Here is a 16,050-nt window from a genome sequence, read left to right as displayed (position 1 = left end):
CGCCGCCGGCGCCCTCCTGGCCGGTCCGCTCGCCGACGCCGTCGGCCCCGACGCACGGTCAGCGCGGGCGCTTCTCGCGTTCGTCGGCGACCGCGTCGCCGAAGGGCGTGAAGCCGAAACCGGCGCTCATGAGGTCGTTCTCGAAACGGACGGCGAGCAGGCGGGCAGCCGGGGCATCTCCGGCCTCGCCGAAGTGGAACAGCGCCAGCGGGGCCGTGCGATCGGCGCAGGCGTAACCGAGCGTCTTGGGAAGCCGGGCATCCGACTCGCCGAAGAGGACCGAGGGCCGCCCGTACGCCTCAAGGACGTCGTCGAAGGTCCGGTCGTCCGACGCCCAGGCCTCGGCGGACTCGACCAGGTGGGCGTACTGCTCAGCCCCCAGCGTCCGATCGAGGCGGAGCCAGCCGTGCGCGTGGCCCGCGGCGCCGTACTCCCCGGCCACGACGTGGATCTCCGGCTCGGGGAAGCAGTGGCGCACCAGGGCCGCGAGGTCCAGGCGGGCGTTGTCGTCCGGGATCCAGCGGGCGCCCTCGGACCTGGCATCGCACGCGGCGAGCGCGTCGAGGAGGAGCGGCAGGCCCGCCACGCCGCCGTGCGCGCCGGGCTGCCGGACCGCGGCGTTGAACCGGTCGAGCAGCTGGGCGCGATCCGGGTCGGCGGCCGGTGCCGACGCCTGGGCCGGGCGTCGGACGGTACGAGGGAGACTCCGCAGTGACAGCATGACGACCACCCTGAGCCATCCCCGCCCCGGTGTCCACCGCCCACCGACCACCGTTCAACTGCCGTTCGCCGTGCGCACGGTACGTCTTCGCGCCGCCGTGTGCTTCGGCTGGGAACCTCCTCGGCGTTTCTCGGAGCCCAGGAGGCGGCAATGGTGGCACAACCTTCGCGCAGAACGGTCCTTCGGACGGGAACGGCGGCCGGCGCGCTCGCCGCGCTGCCCGCCTCCACGCTGCTGTGGACGCAGCCCGCCGTGGCCGGCACCCCCGGGCCGGAGCAGATCCACCTGCAGTGGGGCGAGGAGCCGTCCCGCGAGATGACCGTCTCCTGGGCCACCGCGGCCACCGTGCGACGGCCGCAGGTGCGGATCGGCACCCCGCGCGGTGGCGCCGGCCGGACGGTCGAGGCGCAGAGCCGCAGCTACGTCGACGGCCTCAACAAGGTCGAGACCTTCACCCACCACGCGCGGTTGGACGGGCTGCGCCCGGACACCACCTACGTCTACGAGGTGCTGCACGACGGCGCCGAGCCCGTCCGCGGCACCTTCCGCACCGCGCCCGCGCGCGGCCGCGCCGCCTTCCGGTTCACCAGCTTCGGCGACCTCGGCACCGGCGACAACGTCTTCAAGAAGTCCTCCGTCCACGGCGCCGCGGCCGTCCGCCAGGTCGAGCAGTTCGCCCCGCTGTTCCACCTGCTCAACGGCGACCTCGCGTACGCCAACAACAACCCGCAGCTCCAGCCGCAGGCCTGGAACGCGTTCATGAACAACATGGCCAAGTCCGCCGCCAACCGCCCGTGGATGCCGGCGCCCGGCAACCACGAGGTCGAGGCGGGCGGCGGCGACCTCGGGTACGCCTCCTACCTGACCCGCTTCGAACTGCCCGACAACGGGACCCGCGACTACTGCGGCAACTGGTACAGCTTCCAGGTCGGTTCGGTGCTCTTCGTGAGCCTCGACGGCAACGAGATCGCCGTCGAGGACGACGCCAGCCTCGACCCGGCCACCGGCCGGTCCATCTACATCAGCGACTACAGCGAGGGCGCCCAACTCCGCTGGCTGGAGCGCGTGCTGTCGCGCGCGCGGGACGGCCGCTCGGTCGACTGGATCGTCGTCAACCTGCACCAGTTCGCGATGTCCTCCTCCGCCGCCAGCCACGGCGGCGACATGGGCCTGCGCGAGAAACTGCTGCCGCTGCTCGACCGCTACTCCGTCGACCTCGTGCTGGCCGGCCACGACCACGACTACGAGCGCACCCACCCCGTCCGCGGCACCGAGGACGGCGGCCTGCTCACCCCGGCCGTCGTCGACGACGACCTGCGGCAGATCGACACCTCGCAGGGCACCGTCCACCTGATCCTCGGCGGCGGCGGCACCGCCGGCCACGACGACGTCTACCTGCCCGCCGACCAGGACGGCGTCCGCGAGGCCACCGTCCGCACCCAGCGCCTCACCTTCAAGGCCGACCCGGACGCCAAGGAGAAGGCCCACTGGTCCGCCGTCACCGACCCGGACACCACGTACCCCTACGGCGTCGCCGTCTTCGACGTCGACCCGGGCCCGGTGCCCGGCGGCCGCACCACCATCACCGTCTCCTACTACCACTCCGTCCCCGCCACCGCCGCCAACCCCCTCCCGACGCCGGTCCTGTACGACCGCTTCACCCTCTACCGCGACCGCAGCGACAGCTGGGCCGACGACGACGACCAGGGCCAGGACGGACAGTCCGCCGCCCGCGCGGCCGCCGGGCGCCGCTGACCCCGCACCCCCGGAGGGCCCGCCGCGAACCCGCGCGGCGGGCCCGCCCGCTACCGCCCGCTACCGCCCGCTACCGCCCGCGCGGCACCGCGTGGTGGATCGCGGTGATCGTCGCCGCGGCCTCGAAACCGAGCACCGGGTCGGGCCGGCCGGAGAGCAGGCCGGCGTAGAGCGGCCGGTAGTGGGCGACCTTCCGCGCCGTCCGGCCGTCGGTGCCGAAGGAGGCCAGCAACTCACCCTCCCGGGCGGCGAATCCGGTCATCGAGGTGTGATCGATCCAGACCTCCACCCCGGAGCGGCCGAGGACCAGGCTGCTCTCCTTGCTGCTGGCGCCGGTGAGCCAGCTGCTGCGCAGCCGGGCCGTGCCGGCCTCGCCCCGGGAGCGGAACTCCACGGTGCACCACGCGCTCGCGCCGCCGTCCGCCTGCCGGGACGAGGTGAGCTCGGTGAGGTCCACGAAGCGGGTGAGCAGGCTGAGCTGGTTCACCCCGGAGTCCATCCAGCTGGAGACGTAGGAGGCGAAGGCGTCGGCCCCGCGCAGGACGTAGGGGTCGTAGAAGGCCGAGGTCACGGCCGTGACCGGGCCCCAGTGTGCGCACGTGCCGGATCGGTCATGAGCTCTCTTTCTCTCCTCCGCTGCCGGCCCCCGGGCCGCTGGGTCTCATCGTCGCGCGGCCACCTCGGCCCACCGGCCCAGCGACACGGCCCGGACCGTCGACCCCTTCGACCCCGGGCCGTGCTCCACCGCCCGTGCGACATCCTCGATCCAGCCGGTCCGGACGGCTTGCGAGCCGAGATCCTGTCAGCTGTCGGCGGGGTGCCACAAGGACGGCAGGCGGCGCAGGTGTTCCACGGTGCTCCGCGTGCGCCCGTGGCGGGCCGAGGCCGGCTGCGGAGGTCGGTCGTGCCGTGGGCCGGGGCGGCTGGCCGACCGCTTCGGCGGCGGTGACGGGCGGGCCCGGACGGCCGGTCGGCCCGGACCGCCGGTGGGCCCGAACGGGCAGGGGGCGGTACGACGATCGGACGGCTCGGCGCGCGGGGGCCGGGCCGTCCGGTTAGCGTCGGCCGCAACACGTCCCAGGCCCCCCGGAGGTTGCAGTGCAGCGGTTCGTCCTCGTCAGCGCGCTCACATCGGCTCTCGTCGGCCTCGGCACGCCTGCCCTGGCGGCCGATCCGGACCCCGCCCCCGCGACCACGGTCACCGTGGGCGACGCCGTGATCGACCCGAAGCAGCCCGGGAAAGTGCGCGTCAACGTCAGCTATGTGTGCACGATCGCGGCCGAGGCCCGCTCGCTCACCGTCTCGGTCGAGCAGAAGGACCCGCAGGACGCCTCCTCGATCGGCTTCGGCACCAGCCGCTCGGCCGAGTCCGACGTGATCTGCGACGGGACGCAGCAGCAGCGGCAGATCATCGTCCAGTCCAAGACCTTCAACTGGATCGCGGACGCGGACGCCGTCCTCACCAGCACGGTGACCAACATCGGCGCCAACCCGCCCGCGTCCGCCGACGCCCGGCGGGTGACGCTCGTCGTCGGCTGATGCGGGGGCCCGGCCGGGCGGTGGCGGCGCTGCTCCTCGGGGCGGCGCTGGGCGGCTGCGTCAGCGCCCTGGTCGGCCCGTCGCCGGGGGAGTCCGGGACGGGCGCCGCGCCGTCCCCGGGGGCCGCGAGCAGCCGCCCGGCGGCGACGGCGACGGGCCCGGCGGGTTCCGCGACGTCCCCGGCGGGCACCGCGCCGGGGACGGTGACGATCCGCGACTTCGTGTACCAGCCCGCCGACTTCACCGTCCCGGCGGGCACCCGGGTGACGGTGGTCAACGCGGACACCGTCAGCCACACCCTCACCGCGCAGGACGGCAGCTTCGACACCGGGCCGATCGCGCCCGGCGCCTCGGCGGTCCTCACCGCGCCCGCCCGGCCGGGCGACTATCCGTACCGGTGCACCTTCCACCACTTCATGCGCGGCACCCTGACGGTGGCTTGACCGGAGGGCCCCCGGGGCCGGCCGGCGGCCGGCGAGGGTCCGGCCCGGCCCCTTCGGGGCGGGCGTCCGCGGCCCGGCGCGCGCCGGGGACGCGAGCCGCTGCGCCCGGTGCGGGCTCGAACGGGGCTGCTCAGGCCTGGCCCTGTGTTCTACAGTGCTGTAGAACATGGGCTCGCAGGTGATCAGCGAACGGGGACGCAGGATGGACAGGCCGCTTCGACTGCCGCAGCAGGACCGGGCCGATTTCGAGACCGAGCTCGGGCGGGCGCTGGCCGGCCCACAGGTGCGTTCGGCGCTGCTGGCGGCCGGGGACGACGGCCGCGGCGTGGAGCGGCTGCGGCGCAGCGCGCGGGAGAACGCGGAGTTCGTGCTGGCCGCGGCGGCGCCGGAGTACGAGCGGTACGCCGAGCTGCGGGCGGACGCGGACGCCGTCGCCCGGCTGCCCGTGGACGCGCAGACGGCCGGCCGGGTGTCGGGCTGGTGGGGCGTGTTGGGGGTGATAGCCCCGATCGTCGCGGGGGCCGCCGCCGCGGTCTTCCTGCTGCTCGGCTACGTGTTCGCCCTGGCCGAGGACCTGGAGGTGCTCGGGCGGGCCCTGGTGACGGCCGGTTGGATCGCCGCGGGCGTGGCGGCGGTGGCCCTGCTGGTGGGCGGGCTGGGGCTGGTGGGCGCGGCGTCCCGGGCGCGGTCGGCGGAGGTGGCCGAGGGGGCCGGTGCGGCCGGGGAGCTGGCGGGGGCGCGGGGCGCCTGGCGGGCCGCCCTGGCGGAGCGCGGCCTGGTGCCGTTCCTGGTGTCGCAGGTGAACGCGGGCGGGCGGGTCTGACGGGGCGAACGGTCCGGGTCCGGAGGGCGGCCCGGCGGAGCGGGCGGACGGCCGTCGCCGGTGCCGGAGTGTCGGCCGGAGTGTCAAGGCGAGGTCGGGACGGGTAAGGCGCAGTTAAAATCCGTGCCCGGCCGGGGAGTCGGCGCGTCGGGGGCGGCGGCGCCGGTTCGCGGGCGATCGGGCCGGGCGTGGTGGCCCGCTCGGGGGCGTCGGGGGCGGGCGGGGTGCGGCCGGGCGGTGTGTCCGTGGACGGGCGGCGCCGAGCGCCGCCGTGCAAGGACCTTGTGTGCGTCCGTCAGTGAAATATCATATGGCGCATTGCACAGCGGCGCCCGGGTGAGACCCGGTTCCCCGTCCTCCACCGCAGCCCGTCGACGACCGGTCGGCCCTGCACACGTGCCGCACCGTGCGCCCTTCCCCCACGTCCCGAGAGACGGAACCGATCCGTGACCAGATTCCGATCCCGCCTGTCCGAACGCGCCCGACGCGGCCGGCGAACCGCCGCGGTGGCGCTCGCGGCCGCGCTGGCCGGCGCCGCGCTCAGCAGCCCGCTGTCCGCCATGGCCGACTCCCACCCGCCGCAGCCCGTGACCGTGGTGGCCCAGCCGGGCACCCCGAAGACGGCCGCCGCCCCGCAGAAGTCCGGCCCGCGCCGGGCCAAGGCCGCCCGGACCGGCCCGGTCGCCGCCGCCAACACCGGTGGCAAGAAGGCCCCCGAGCTGGTGGACGGTGCCGACCCGGGCACCGGCAAGAACGGCGACGGCAACGTCGCGAACCAGTACGACCTCCAGGTCACCTACAAGGGTGGCCAGGAGTCGACCGGTGTGGTGATCGGCGCGCCCAAGGTCTACCTGGTGCTCTGGGGCTCCCAGTGGGGCACCCCGTCGACGAACTCGACCGGTGACGTCACGACGACCGGCGACCCGGACCAGGCCGCCCCGTACCAGCAGGACTTCTTCAAGGGCCTCGGCAGTGCCGGGGACGGCTGGAGCGCGGTCCTGACCCAGTACTGCGAGGGCATCGCCGCCGGATCCGTCCAGTGCCCCGCCGGGTCCGCGCACATCCCGTACCCGCAGGCGGGGAGCGTGCTCGCGGGCGTCTGGGTGGACAACGGCGCCCCCGCGCCGCAGTCCGCCACCGAGCCGCAGATCGGTGCCGAGGCGCTGGCCGCCGCCAAGCACTTCGGCAACCTGACCGAGGCTCAGAACCGCAACGTCCAGTACATCATCGACTCGCCGCAGGGCACCGACCCGGACAAGTGGAAGGAACTGGGCTTCTGCGCCTGGCACGACTTCCAGCGCTCGCAGTACGGCCAGCTCGCCTACACCAACATGCCGTACCTGTCGGACGTGGCCGGCTGCGGCACCAACTGGTTCGGTGAGAACACCCCGCGGGGCCGGCTGGACGGCTACGGGATCATCGGCGGCCACGAGTACGCGGAGACGGTGACCGACCCGAACACCCCGGGCGGCTGGACGGACGCCACCGGCCAGGAGGTCGGCGACAAGTGCGCCTGGATCCCGCAGGGCTCCAACGGCGGGCTGTTCTTCGAGAACCTGTCGACCGGCAGCTTCCCGCTGCAGACCCTGTGGTCCAACTCCGACCACCTGTGCGTCGGTTCGGACCCGGTGGTGGCCACTCCGCCGGTCTCGGTGAGCACCATGTGCGACCGGACCGACAAGGCCGGGCAGCCGCTGTCGATCCCGGCGGTGGGCGTGTCCGGCACCGGGTCGGCCCTCACCTACAGCGCCACCGGGCTGCCGCAGGGGCTGGCCATCGACGCGCACAGCGGCGTGATCTCCGGCACCGCCGCCGCGACCGGCAACTACCAGCGGATCACCGTGACGGCGACGGACACCGCGGGCAAGACTGCGTCCACCGGCTTCTGGGAGAACGTCAGCACCGCCGGCGGCCAGGGTTGCGGCTCGATCGAGCAGCTCACCGACGCCGGATTCGAGAACGGCTCGGCGGACGTCAACCACACGATGATGACGGACGCCTGGGGCCCGTCGGGGTACAACATCATCACCCCGTCCAGCCTGCACGCGCCGCACTCCGGCTCGTGGTACGCCTGGCTCGGCCAGAACACCGGGACGGACGACTCCATCACCGCGTACCTGAACACCTACCCGGGCTACGGGCAGGCCACCTTCTCCTTCTGGCTGGACACCGAGTCCACCAACACCTCCGCCACCGCGCCCGACACGCTCTCCCTGGTGGCGATCAACCAGTACACGGGGCAGACGATCGGCACCGTGAAGACCTGGACCAGCCAGAACGCGACCAACGGCTACCAGTACCAGTCGGTCGACCTCTCCCCGGTCATCGGCCAGGTGGGCTGGGGCACCACGATCGGCCTCAAGCTCGTCTCGCACGAGACCGGTACGAGCCCGACCACGGCGTTCCTGATCGACGACGCCTCGGCCCGCGAGAGCTGAGCACCCGCGCGAGCTGAGCACCCGCGAGAGCTGAGCACCCGCGCGAGCTGAGCACCCGCGCGAACCACGGCCCCGGCACCGCGTCCTGCGGTGTCGGGGCCGACGCCGTGCCCGTCACGACCCCGGGAGCGGGCGGGGGTCGGTGTGTCCGTGGGCGGCGTCCACCAGTACCTGGGCGGTGTCCAGCGGGAGGCGGAGCCGGCGGGCGATCCGGCCGGCCGGGTGGCCGGCCCGGGCGAGCATCCAGGCCGAGTACAACTGGCCGAGCTGGGGGGCGTGTTCGGCGAGCAGCAGCGGCCGGACGACGTCCATCGGGAAGCCTTCGAGGGCGCGGGCGCTGTACTCGCGGCCGTTGGGGCCGGGGGGTGGCAGGGGGAGCGGGCGCCGGTCCTCGATCCAGCGGCGCAGCAGCACCGCGCCGACCAGCAGCAGTCCGGTGCCGGAGGCGCCGATCATGATGCCGCTGATCACCGGCCGTTCCTCCTCCTCGGCCAGGCCGAGGGCGACCTCCTCCAGCAGGAGCAGGCCGAGTACGGCGAGCAGCACGGCGGCCTCGGCGGGGCTCGGGCGGAGCCAGGCTGACATGGGGGACCTCTTCCTCGGCTTCCTCGGCCGGCGTGCCGGGGGTTGCGGGCGGGCGGCGCGGCGGTTCACCTCCGGTACAACGGCGGTCGGCGGCCCGGGGCACGCCCGGCCGGCCAGGTCCGGGGCATCGGGTTGACGGATCGTCAGAGCGCCTGAGGGCAGGGCCGGTTCGCGCCTGGGCGGCGGGGCGGAGGAGTTGGACGCGTGGGACGAGGTGCGGGCGTCGGTTCAGCATAGCCCGGTGCTGGCATGTGCTCGACAGTCTTGTCGAAGTTGGCGGCGGCCCGCCGCTCCTTCGTGTCCGCGCGATCCGCCCCGCCGGCGGAGGTGACCGTGGGTGACGACGCGGGTACACCGCCGAGGGGAGCCGGATCCCGGCCCGTGGTCCACAGTGGTAACACTGGGAGGGGAGGCCGGAGGCGATGGGACTCACCAGTCACAGGCTGGTCGCGCTGGTGGCGCTGCTCGCGGTGTTCACGGTGCTCGGGACGCTGTGGGTGTGGCCCCGGCTCGCCGTCCGCAGCTGGCCCGCGATGTTCCTGCGACTGGGCACCATCGTGGCGACCCAGCTGGTGCTGCTCGCCGCGCTCGGCCTCGCCGTCAACGACTACTTCGTGTTCTACAGCAGCTGGTCCGACCTGCTCGGCCACGAGCACGGCGCCGCCGTCATCCAGGGCGCCGCTCCGGGCGGCAGCGGCAGCGGCGGCGGCCCGGCCGGGGTGCAGGTGCTCGGCCAGGCGGACGTCACCGGCGCCCCCTCGGTCGGCCGCGACCCGGCGCAGATCGGCCGGCTCGACCGGGTCCGGCTGCCCGGCCGCACCACCGGCCTCAGCACCGACGGGTACGTCTACCTGCCGCCGCAGTACTTCCAGCCAGGCGGCGAGGCGCGGCACTTCCCGGCCGTCCTGGTGCTCACCGGCTTCCCCGGCGACGCCGCGAACCTGGTCGGCAAGCTCCGCTACCCGGCGCACGAACTCGACCTGCTGAAGCAGGGGGCGATGAAGCCGACCGTCCTGGTGCTGATGCGGCCCTCGCCATCGATGCCGCGCGACAGCGAGTGCGAGGACATCCCGAACGGCCCGCAGGCGCAGAGCTACTTCGCCACGGACGTGCCCGCCGACCTGCGCGCCTCCTACCGCGTCCTCGGCGGCCCGGGCAGCCTCGGCGTGATCGGCGACTCCACCGGCGGCTACTGCGCCGTCAAGCTCGGCATGGTGCACCCGCAGACCTTCGGCGCCGTGGTCTCGCTGTCCGGCTACTTCAAGGCGGCCGACGACGTGACCACCGGCGACCTCTTCGCCGGCAGCCCGCAGCGCCGCGCCGAGGCCGACCTCAACTGGCGCCTGGCCCACCTGCCGATGCCCGCGCTGTCGGTGCTGCTCGCCGACAGCAAGCAGGACGGCAGCACCTACGCCGACTCCAGCGCCTTCGCGGCCGCCGCCCGTCCGCCGCTGACCGTCGCCCAGGAGACGGTGGACGAGGGCGGGCACAACTTCACCACCTGGAACCGGCTGCTGCCGTCCTCGTTGAGCTGGCTCAGCGCGCACCTGGGCGATCCGGCGTAGCGGGGCGGCGTGGTGCCCGCCGGCTCGACGCGGGTACGGGGTGCGGTGGATGCGCGTCGAGCCGGCGGGAGAGCGGGCGCCGCCGTCAGCGGGCGAGCAGCGGCAGCGGGGCGCCGGTGCGGGCGGGCAGTTCGAGGCGGGTCAGCAGCGCGGACGGCGAGACCTCGACGACCCGGCAGCCCGCCCGGTGCCGGCAGTGCCGGGCGACCGAGCCGTGCCGCAGCCGGTCGAAGCGGCGGCGGGTCGCGGTGCCGAGGACGAGCAGGTCCGCCGGGCCGGTGACGGCGCCGACCAGGGCGGGCCCGGGCTCGGCGCACGCCACCACCGGGTGGATGACCAGCCCGGACGGGAAGCCGCCGTACGCCTGCTCGAAGGCGATGTCGAGGCGCCGCCGGGCGGCGTGCTCCAGTTCGGAGAGCGGGCGCAGGTCGTCCCGCTCGTTCGCCGTCCAGGCGGCGACCGGGACCAGGACGGCGTCCTGCCGGGCCGCCTCGCCGACCGCGTGGTAGAGGGCGGCCAGACTGCTCAGCGATCCGCTCAGGCCGACGATCACCCGGGTCGGGCCGGTCTGGCCGGTGGTGTCGGTCGTTCCGGTCGGGTCGGTCGGGTCGGTCCTGCGGGTCATGGCCGTTCGCCTCCGTCTCTTCGGTACTCCTCGGTACTCCGCTCTTCGGGCGACTCCAGTGAACCCCGGAAGCCACCCCTCCGTACCGGCGCTGACACCGTCATGACGCCGGTCGTGCGCTTCTTGACGGCCTCCTGACAGGACCGTCACCCGGTCGGCCCCGGCGCCCGCCCGGGGCGGCCCGGGCGGGCGGCTCAGCCCAGGCCCGGCACGAACTGGATCAGCAGGTCGATCGCCTTGATCCCGAGGAAGGGCAGGACGAGCCCGCCGAGCCCGTACACCCGCAGGTTGCGCCGCAGCAGGTCGGTCGCGGAGGCGGGCTGGTAGCGCACGCCGCGCAGGGCGAGCGGGATCAGCGCGACGATGATCAGCGCGTTGAAGATGATCGCGGAGGCGATCGCCGAGGTGGGGCTGTGCAGTTCCATGATGTTGAGGTGGTGCAGCCCCGGGTAGGCGTTCGCGAACATCGCGGGGATGATCGCGAAGAACTTGGCCACGTCGTTGGTGATCGAGAAGGTGGTCAACGCGCCCCGGGTGATGAGGAGTTGCTTGCCGACCCGGATGATGTCGATCAGCTTCGCCGGGTTGGAGTCGAGGTCGACCATGTTGCCGGCCTCCTTGGCGGCCGGGGTGCCGGAGTTCATCGCGACGCCGACGTCGGCCTGGGCGAGCGCGGGGGCGTCGTTGGTGCCGTCCCCGGTCATCGCGACCATGTTCCCGGCGGCCTGTTCGCGCCGCAGGTGGGCCAGCTTGTCCTCGGGGGTGGCCTCGGCGAGGAAGTCGTCGACCCCGGCCTCGGCGGCGATCGCCTTGGCGGTGAGCGGGTTGTCGCCGGTGACCATCACCGTGCGGATGCCCATCCGCCGCAGTTCGGCGAAGCGTTCGGCGATGCCCTCCTTGACCACGTCCTTGAGCTCGACCACGCCCAGCGCGCGGGCGCCGTGCCGGTCGTGCACGGCGACCAGCAGCGGGGTGCCGCCGGCCTCGGCGATCCGGTCCACCAGCGGCTTGGCCTCCATCGGCAGCCGGCCGCCGGACTGCACCACCCAGCGGGCGACGGCGCTCGCCGCGCCCTTGCGGACGAGGCAGCCGGTGCCGTCCGGCCAGCCCAGGTCCACGCCGCTCATCCGGCTGTGCGCGGTGAACGGGACGGGCCGCCGCTCGCCCAGCTCGCCGGGGGCGCGCGGCGGCACCCAGTACTGACGGTTCGTCAGTTCGACGATCGACCGGCCCTCCGGCGTCTCGTCCGCGACGGAGGCCAACTGGGCCGCCTCGGCGAGCTGTTCGGTGCTCGCGCCGGGCAGCGGGTGCAGCGCGACGGCCCGCCGGTTGCCGTGAGTGATGGTGCCGGTCTTGTCGAGCAGCAGCACGTCCACGTCCCCGGCGGCCTCCACCGCCCGGCCGGACAGCGCCACGACGTTGCGCTGCACCAGCCGGTCCATCCCGGCGATGCCGATCGCCGACAGCAGCGCGCCGATGGTGGTCGGGATCAGCGCGACCATCAGCGCCACCAGCACGATCGTGGTCTGCGGCGCGTGCGCGTAGATCGCCATCGGCTGGAGGGAGACGACGGAGAGCACGAAGACGATGGTGAGCGAGGCGAGCAGGATGTTCAGCGCGATCTCGTTCGGCGTCTTCTGCCGGTTCGCGCCCTCGACGAGGGCGATCATCCGGTCGATGAAGCTCTGCCCTGGCCGGGAGGTGATCCGGACGACCAGGTGGTCGGAGAGCACCTTCGTGCCGCCGGTGACGCCGGTGCGGTCGCCGCCGGACTCGCGGATGACGGGCGCGGACTCGCCGGTGATGGCGGACTCGTCGACGGTGGCGACGCCCTCGACCACCTCGCCGTCCCGCGGGATCACCTCGCCGGCCGGCACCAGCACGATGTCGTGCAGCATCAACTCCTCGGCGGGCAGCACCTCGTGGCGGTGGTCGCGGGTGCCGACCCGCCAGTGCAGCAGCCGCCGGGCGGTCGTCCCGGCCTGGGCGCGGCGCAGCGAGTCGGCCTGCGCCTTGCCGCGCGCCTCGGCCACCGCCTCGGCCAGGTTGGCGAACAGCACGGTCAGCCAGAGCCAGAAGGAGATCACCCAGGCGAACACGCTCGGGTGGACGACCGCGCTGATCGTGGTCAGCGCCGAGCCGGTCTCCACCACCAGCATCACCGGGTTGCGCATCATCGTGCGCGGGTGGAGTTTGCGGACGGCGGCGGGCAGGGCCTCGGCCAGCTGCGCCCGGGTGATCAGCCGGCGCCGGCCGGGCGTCGGCGCGGCCGGGCGGTGGCCGGGGTGCTGCGGCGGCCGGTCGGGCGCCTGCGGCGGGCGGCGGAACCAGTCGGTTCGGGGGGTGGTGGCATCCGGTGGGGTGAGGGCCGAACGGCGCATCGTCTCGGGGGACCTTCCGGGCCGCCCGGGCTGCCGGATCGGCGGACGGCCGAATCGGCGGGGCGGCGGGGCTCGGTGGCGACGGGGACGGCGCACAGCCCACCACCGGATTCCGCTGCGCCATGCGGCTCTTGACGCGGGCTTGGCGTCGAACCGGCCATCCTTGACAGTTCCCTGACACCGCGCTCGAACGGCTCGAACACCCGCTCCCCGGGGGTGTCAGGGGGGTGTCAAGGTCCGCGGCCGTCGCGTACGGCCTGCGTCAAGGGCGGGGCCGGTCGGTGTGCGGAGGGTTTCCACTGGAGGTGTCCGGGCCGCACGGCCCGCCACCCGAAGGGACCTCCGCCATGAACGAGCCCGCCCTCGCCGTCGAACCTCCGCTACGCCGGGTGGTCCGGCTGCTCGACCGGCCGGTCGAGCCGGCCAACCGCCAGGACCGCCAGGACCACCGCCCGGCGCGGACGTCCGAGCCCGCGCCCGAGCACGACCGCACTCGTCCGGCGCACTGCCGCATCGCGATGCAGTTCGAAGACTGATCCCAAGGAGTGTCGTCATGTCCCAGCTGATCGCCCCGCCCGTCACCACCGGCCGCGCCCCCGCCGACGCGCTCGGCGGCCCCTGGCCCGCCTCGGCGCGGTCCGGCCCCGGCGGCGAGGTGCTGGTCGGCGGGGTCGGGCTGGCCGAGGCCGCCGAGCGGTTCGGCACTCCGCTGTACGTGCTCGACGAGGCCGAGGTGCGCGGCCGCGCCCGGGCCTACCGGCGGGCGCTGCCGCACGCGGAGGTGCTGTACGCGGCGAAGGCCTTCCTGTGCAGCGCGATGGCCGACTGGGTCGCGGACGAGGGCCTGGGCCTGGACGTCTGCTCGGCCGGGGAGCTGTGGCTGGCGGTGTCGGCCGGCTTCCCGGCCCAGCGGATCCTGCTGCACGGCAACGCCAAGTCCCCGGAGGAGCTGCGGCTCGCCCGGCGGCTGCGGGTCGGGCGGATCGTCATCGACGGCCCGGCGGAGATCGCCCGGCTGGCCGCCCTGGTCGCCGCCGACACCCCGCAGAAGGTGCTGGTGCGGGTCGTCCCCGGGATCGCCGCCGGACACCACGCGGCGGTACGCACCGGCGTCGGCGGGCAGAAGTTCGGCTTCCCCGTCCAGGGCGGCGACGCGGCCGACGCGATCGCCCGGGTGCTCGACCAGCCCGGCCTCGAACTCGCCGGGCTGCACTGCCACCTGGGCTCGCAGATCACCGGGGTCGGGCCGTACCTGGAGGCCGTGGACGCGCTGGTGCGGCTGCTCGCGGAGGTCCGCGAGCGGCACGGCGTCGAGCTGCCCGAGCTGGACCTCGGCGGCGGGCACGGCATCCGCTACCTGCCCGGCGACGAGGCGCTGGACCTCGCCGACTTCGCCGTCCGGGTCACCGACCGGCTGGCCGTGCGCTGCGCCGAGGCGGGCCTGGAGGTGCCGCGCCTGATCGTCGAGCCCGGGCGGGCGGTCGCCGGCCCCGCGGGCGTCGCCGTGTACCGGGTGCTGTCGGTGAAGCACACGGCGGACGGCCGGTGCTTCGTCGCCGTCGACGGCGGCATGAGCGACAACCCGCGCCCCGCGCTGTACGGATCGCCGTACAGCGTCCGGCTGGTGGGGCGCCGCTCGGAGGCCGGCACCGCCCGGGTCGACGTGGTCGGCCGGCACTGCGAGGCCGGGGACGTGCTGGTGCGCGAGGCGCTGCTCCCGGCCGACCTGCGGCCCGGCGACCTGCTCGCCGTCCCGGCGGCCGGGGCGTACCAGCTGTCCATGGCCTCGGGCTACAACCTGGTCGGCCGCCCGGCGGTGGCCGCGGTCAAGGACGGGCGGGCGCGGCTGCTGATCCGGCGGGAGACGGTGGAGGACTTCCGGCTGCGCGAGGTGGGGAGGTAGGGGCCTTCCCGCGCGGGAAGTCGGCGGGGCCGACTTCCCGGTCCGCACTCCTCACGTGCCGCGGACCACGGCCGACCGCCGCAGCCGGGTGTCGTACTCCGTCCAGCAGTCGGAGACCTCGATGCCGACCTCGGCCCCGCAGCCGTCGCACACCAGGTTCGGCCCGTCCGCCCCGTCGCGCCGGCAGCACCCGTACAGCCGGGCGGCGTCGGGGTGCGGCCGCATCCCCACCGCGTCCGCCGGATTGATCACCCAGTCGGGCTCCGCGGAGACCCGGGGGTGGTACGGCTCCGGGGCGGCGGAGCAGTGGCCCGGCGGCACGTGCGACGGGCCGTAGGTGTAGTGCTCCCGGCCCCTGATCCGGGGCAGCGGCTGCCAGTCGCGCTGCTCCACGGGCTTCGAGAGCGGAGCGGAGCAGGCCCCGCAGCGGAAGACGATCGGCACTCTGGCGATGCCCCCCCGGTGCTCGGCGTGTCCTTTCCCGGCCATCCAATCACCCCGACTTCGCGGACGCCCGGCGGGGGCGTGAAGCCCGGGCCCCGCGCGGCAGCGGGACGTCGTCGCTGTCGACCATGGTGGCGTTGCCCGCCTCGCGGTGGGCTGCCGGTCCGGGGCGCGGCTACCGGTCCGGCCGGTGGCGCAGCCCGTCGAGGATCAGGTCGAGGAGGCGGTCGGCCCGGTCCCGCTGGGCGGCGGAGTCGGTGACCAGGGAGACGCCGGCGAGGCTGAGGCCGACGTCGATCGGCTCGATGTCCGAGCGCAGCAGGCCGGCCTCGGCGCCAGCGTGCAGCAGGGAGCCGATGGCCGCGCTCAGCTTGTCGAGGGATTCGGCGAAGGGGTCCGCGCCGGAGGCGATCGCGGCGCGCAGCGCGTCCGCCATGCCCTGCTTGGCGGCCAGGTAGCCGATGAACTCGTCCATCCAGCGCCGCAGCGCCCGGTCCGCCGGGAGCTCGGCGAGCAGTTCGGCCGCGCTGTCGCAGACCCGGGCCAGCTCGTTGCGGTAGGCCGCCTCGACCAGTGCCTCGCGGGTGGGGAAGTGCCGGTAGAGCGTGGCCGAGCCGACGCCGGCGGCCTTGGCGATCGTGTCGATCGGGACGTCCGCGCCCTTCTCGGCGAAGGCCTGCACGGCTGCTTCGAGGATGCGCTCGCGGTTGCGGCGGGCATCGGCGCGCAACATGCCCGGCTGGGTGGTCACGGCGGTTCCCTTCGTCTGGAGATCCGGTTGGGGACCCAGTCTATCTGGACAACCGGGGAGTTCTCCGGTTAGCGTGG

Annotated in this window: 15 protein-coding genes; 8 read left to right on the top strand and 7 right to left on the bottom strand. The window is 74.5% G+C overall.

The genetic code is table 11. The features are described from left to right. Positions 1-58: 58 nt before the first annotated feature. Positions 59-721 (bottom strand): hypothetical protein, encoded by a 663-nt coding sequence (locus ACPC54_RS35270; protein ID WP_498970607.1) that lies wholly within the window; start codon positions 719-721, stop codon positions 59-61. Between the two features lie 150 nt (positions 722-871). On the opposite strand from ACPC54_RS35270, the gene ACPC54_RS35265 reads away from it, so the two are divergent. Continuing rightward, positions 872-2,476, top strand: a complete 1,605-nt coding sequence (locus tag ACPC54_RS35265) for a purple acid phosphatase family protein (RefSeq protein ID WP_498970605.1) — start codon at positions 872-874, stop codon at positions 2,474-2,476. Between the two features lie 70 nt (positions 2,477-2,546). On the opposite strand, the gene ACPC54_RS35260 is transcribed toward ACPC54_RS35265, so the two are convergent. Then, positions 2,547-3,047, bottom strand: a complete 501-nt coding sequence (locus tag ACPC54_RS35260; RefSeq protein ID WP_498970603.1) for a hypothetical protein — start codon at positions 3,045-3,047, stop codon at positions 2,547-2,549. A 527-nt stretch (positions 3,048-3,574) separates the two neighbouring features. Between ACPC54_RS35260 and ACPC54_RS35255 the strand changes: the two genes are divergently transcribed. From ACPC54_RS35255 to ACPC54_RS35240, 4 genes are all read left to right on the top strand, one after another. Next, complete coding sequence (locus ACPC54_RS35255; RefSeq protein ID WP_498970602.1) at positions 3,575-4,015, top strand: hypothetical protein; 441 nt, start codon at positions 3,575-3,577, stop codon at positions 4,013-4,015. After that, positions 4,015-4,458 carry a cupredoxin domain-containing protein gene (locus tag ACPC54_RS35250; protein WP_498970600.1) on the top strand — a complete coding sequence of 148 codons (444 nt, stop codon included), beginning with the start codon at positions 4,015-4,017 and terminating at the stop codon, positions 4,456-4,458. The genes ACPC54_RS35255 and ACPC54_RS35250 overlap by 1 nt, the downstream gene beginning before the upstream one ends. A 202-nt stretch (positions 4,459-4,660) precedes the next feature. Beyond that, entirely contained in the window at positions 4,661-5,281 is a 621-nt protein-coding gene (locus tag ACPC54_RS35245) for a hypothetical protein (protein WP_498970598.1), read from the top strand. A 446-nt stretch (positions 5,282-5,727) separates the two neighbouring features. Beyond that, positions 5,728-7,719: an Ig domain-containing protein gene (locus tag ACPC54_RS35240; protein WP_498970596.1), complete on the top strand. Its 1,992-nt coding sequence runs from the start codon at positions 5,728-5,730 to the stop codon at positions 7,717-7,719. A 114-nt stretch (positions 7,720-7,833) separates the two neighbouring features. On the opposite strand, the gene ACPC54_RS35235 is transcribed toward ACPC54_RS35240, so the two are convergent. Then, positions 7,834-8,304 carry a hypothetical protein gene (locus ACPC54_RS35235; protein ID WP_498970594.1) on the bottom strand — a complete coding sequence of 157 codons (471 nt, stop codon included), beginning with the start codon at positions 8,302-8,304 and terminating at the stop codon, positions 7,834-7,836. Positions 8,305-8,726: 422 nt separating this feature from the next. Here ACPC54_RS35235 and ACPC54_RS35230 point away from each other — a divergent pair, with 422 nt between their 5' ends. Further along, the gene (locus ACPC54_RS35230) at positions 8,727-9,869 is read left to right on the top strand and encodes an alpha/beta hydrolase (RefSeq protein ID WP_498970592.1); all 1,143 of its coding nucleotides are present in this window, start codon (positions 8,727-8,729) and stop codon (positions 9,867-9,869) included. A gap of 85 nt (positions 9,870-9,954) precedes the next feature. Here the strand turns inward: ACPC54_RS35230 and ACPC54_RS35225 are convergent, their stop codons facing one another. Both ACPC54_RS35225 and kdpB read right to left on the bottom strand, forming a co-directional pair. Next, entirely contained in the window at positions 9,955-10,494 is a 540-nt protein-coding gene (locus ACPC54_RS35225; RefSeq protein ID WP_498970590.1) for a universal stress protein, read from the bottom strand. A gap of 194 nt (positions 10,495-10,688) precedes the next feature. Next, positions 10,689-12,875 carry a potassium-transporting ATPase subunit KdpB gene (gene kdpB, locus ACPC54_RS35220; protein WP_498970588.1) on the bottom strand — a complete coding sequence of 729 codons (2,187 nt, stop codon included), beginning with the start codon at positions 12,873-12,875 and terminating at the stop codon, positions 10,689-10,691. 347 nt (positions 12,876-13,222) lie between these two features. Here kdpB and ACPC54_RS35215 point away from each other — a divergent pair, with 347 nt between their 5' ends. Beyond that, a complete protein-coding gene (locus ACPC54_RS35215) occupies positions 13,223-13,411 on the top strand; it encodes a hypothetical protein (RefSeq protein WP_498970586.1) in 189 nt (62 codons plus the stop codon). A gap of 17 nt (positions 13,412-13,428) precedes the next feature. Beyond that, complete coding sequence (gene lysA / locus ACPC54_RS35210) at positions 13,429-14,778, top strand: diaminopimelate decarboxylase (RefSeq protein ID WP_498970584.1); 1,350 nt, start codon at positions 13,429-13,431, stop codon at positions 14,776-14,778. 51 nt (positions 14,779-14,829) lie between these two features. Here lysA and ACPC54_RS35205 read toward each other — a convergent pair whose 3' ends face one another. Beyond that, entirely contained in the window at positions 14,830-15,267 is a 438-nt protein-coding gene (locus ACPC54_RS35205) for a hypothetical protein (RefSeq protein ID WP_498970582.1), read from the bottom strand. Positions 15,268-15,397: 130 nt separating this feature from the next. Further along, positions 15,398-15,973, bottom strand: a complete 576-nt coding sequence (locus ACPC54_RS35200; protein WP_498970580.1) for a TetR/AcrR family transcriptional regulator — start codon at positions 15,971-15,973, stop codon at positions 15,398-15,400. Positions 15,974-16,050 lie beyond the last annotated feature (77 nt).

The sequence above is a fragment of the Kitasatospora sp. NPDC094028 genome (assembly GCF_049543595.1).
In the GTDB taxonomy this organism is placed as follows: Bacteria; Actinomycetota; Actinomycetes; order Streptomycetales; family Streptomycetaceae; genus Kitasatospora.
This window is presented reverse-complemented; position numbering and strand designations above follow the sequence as displayed.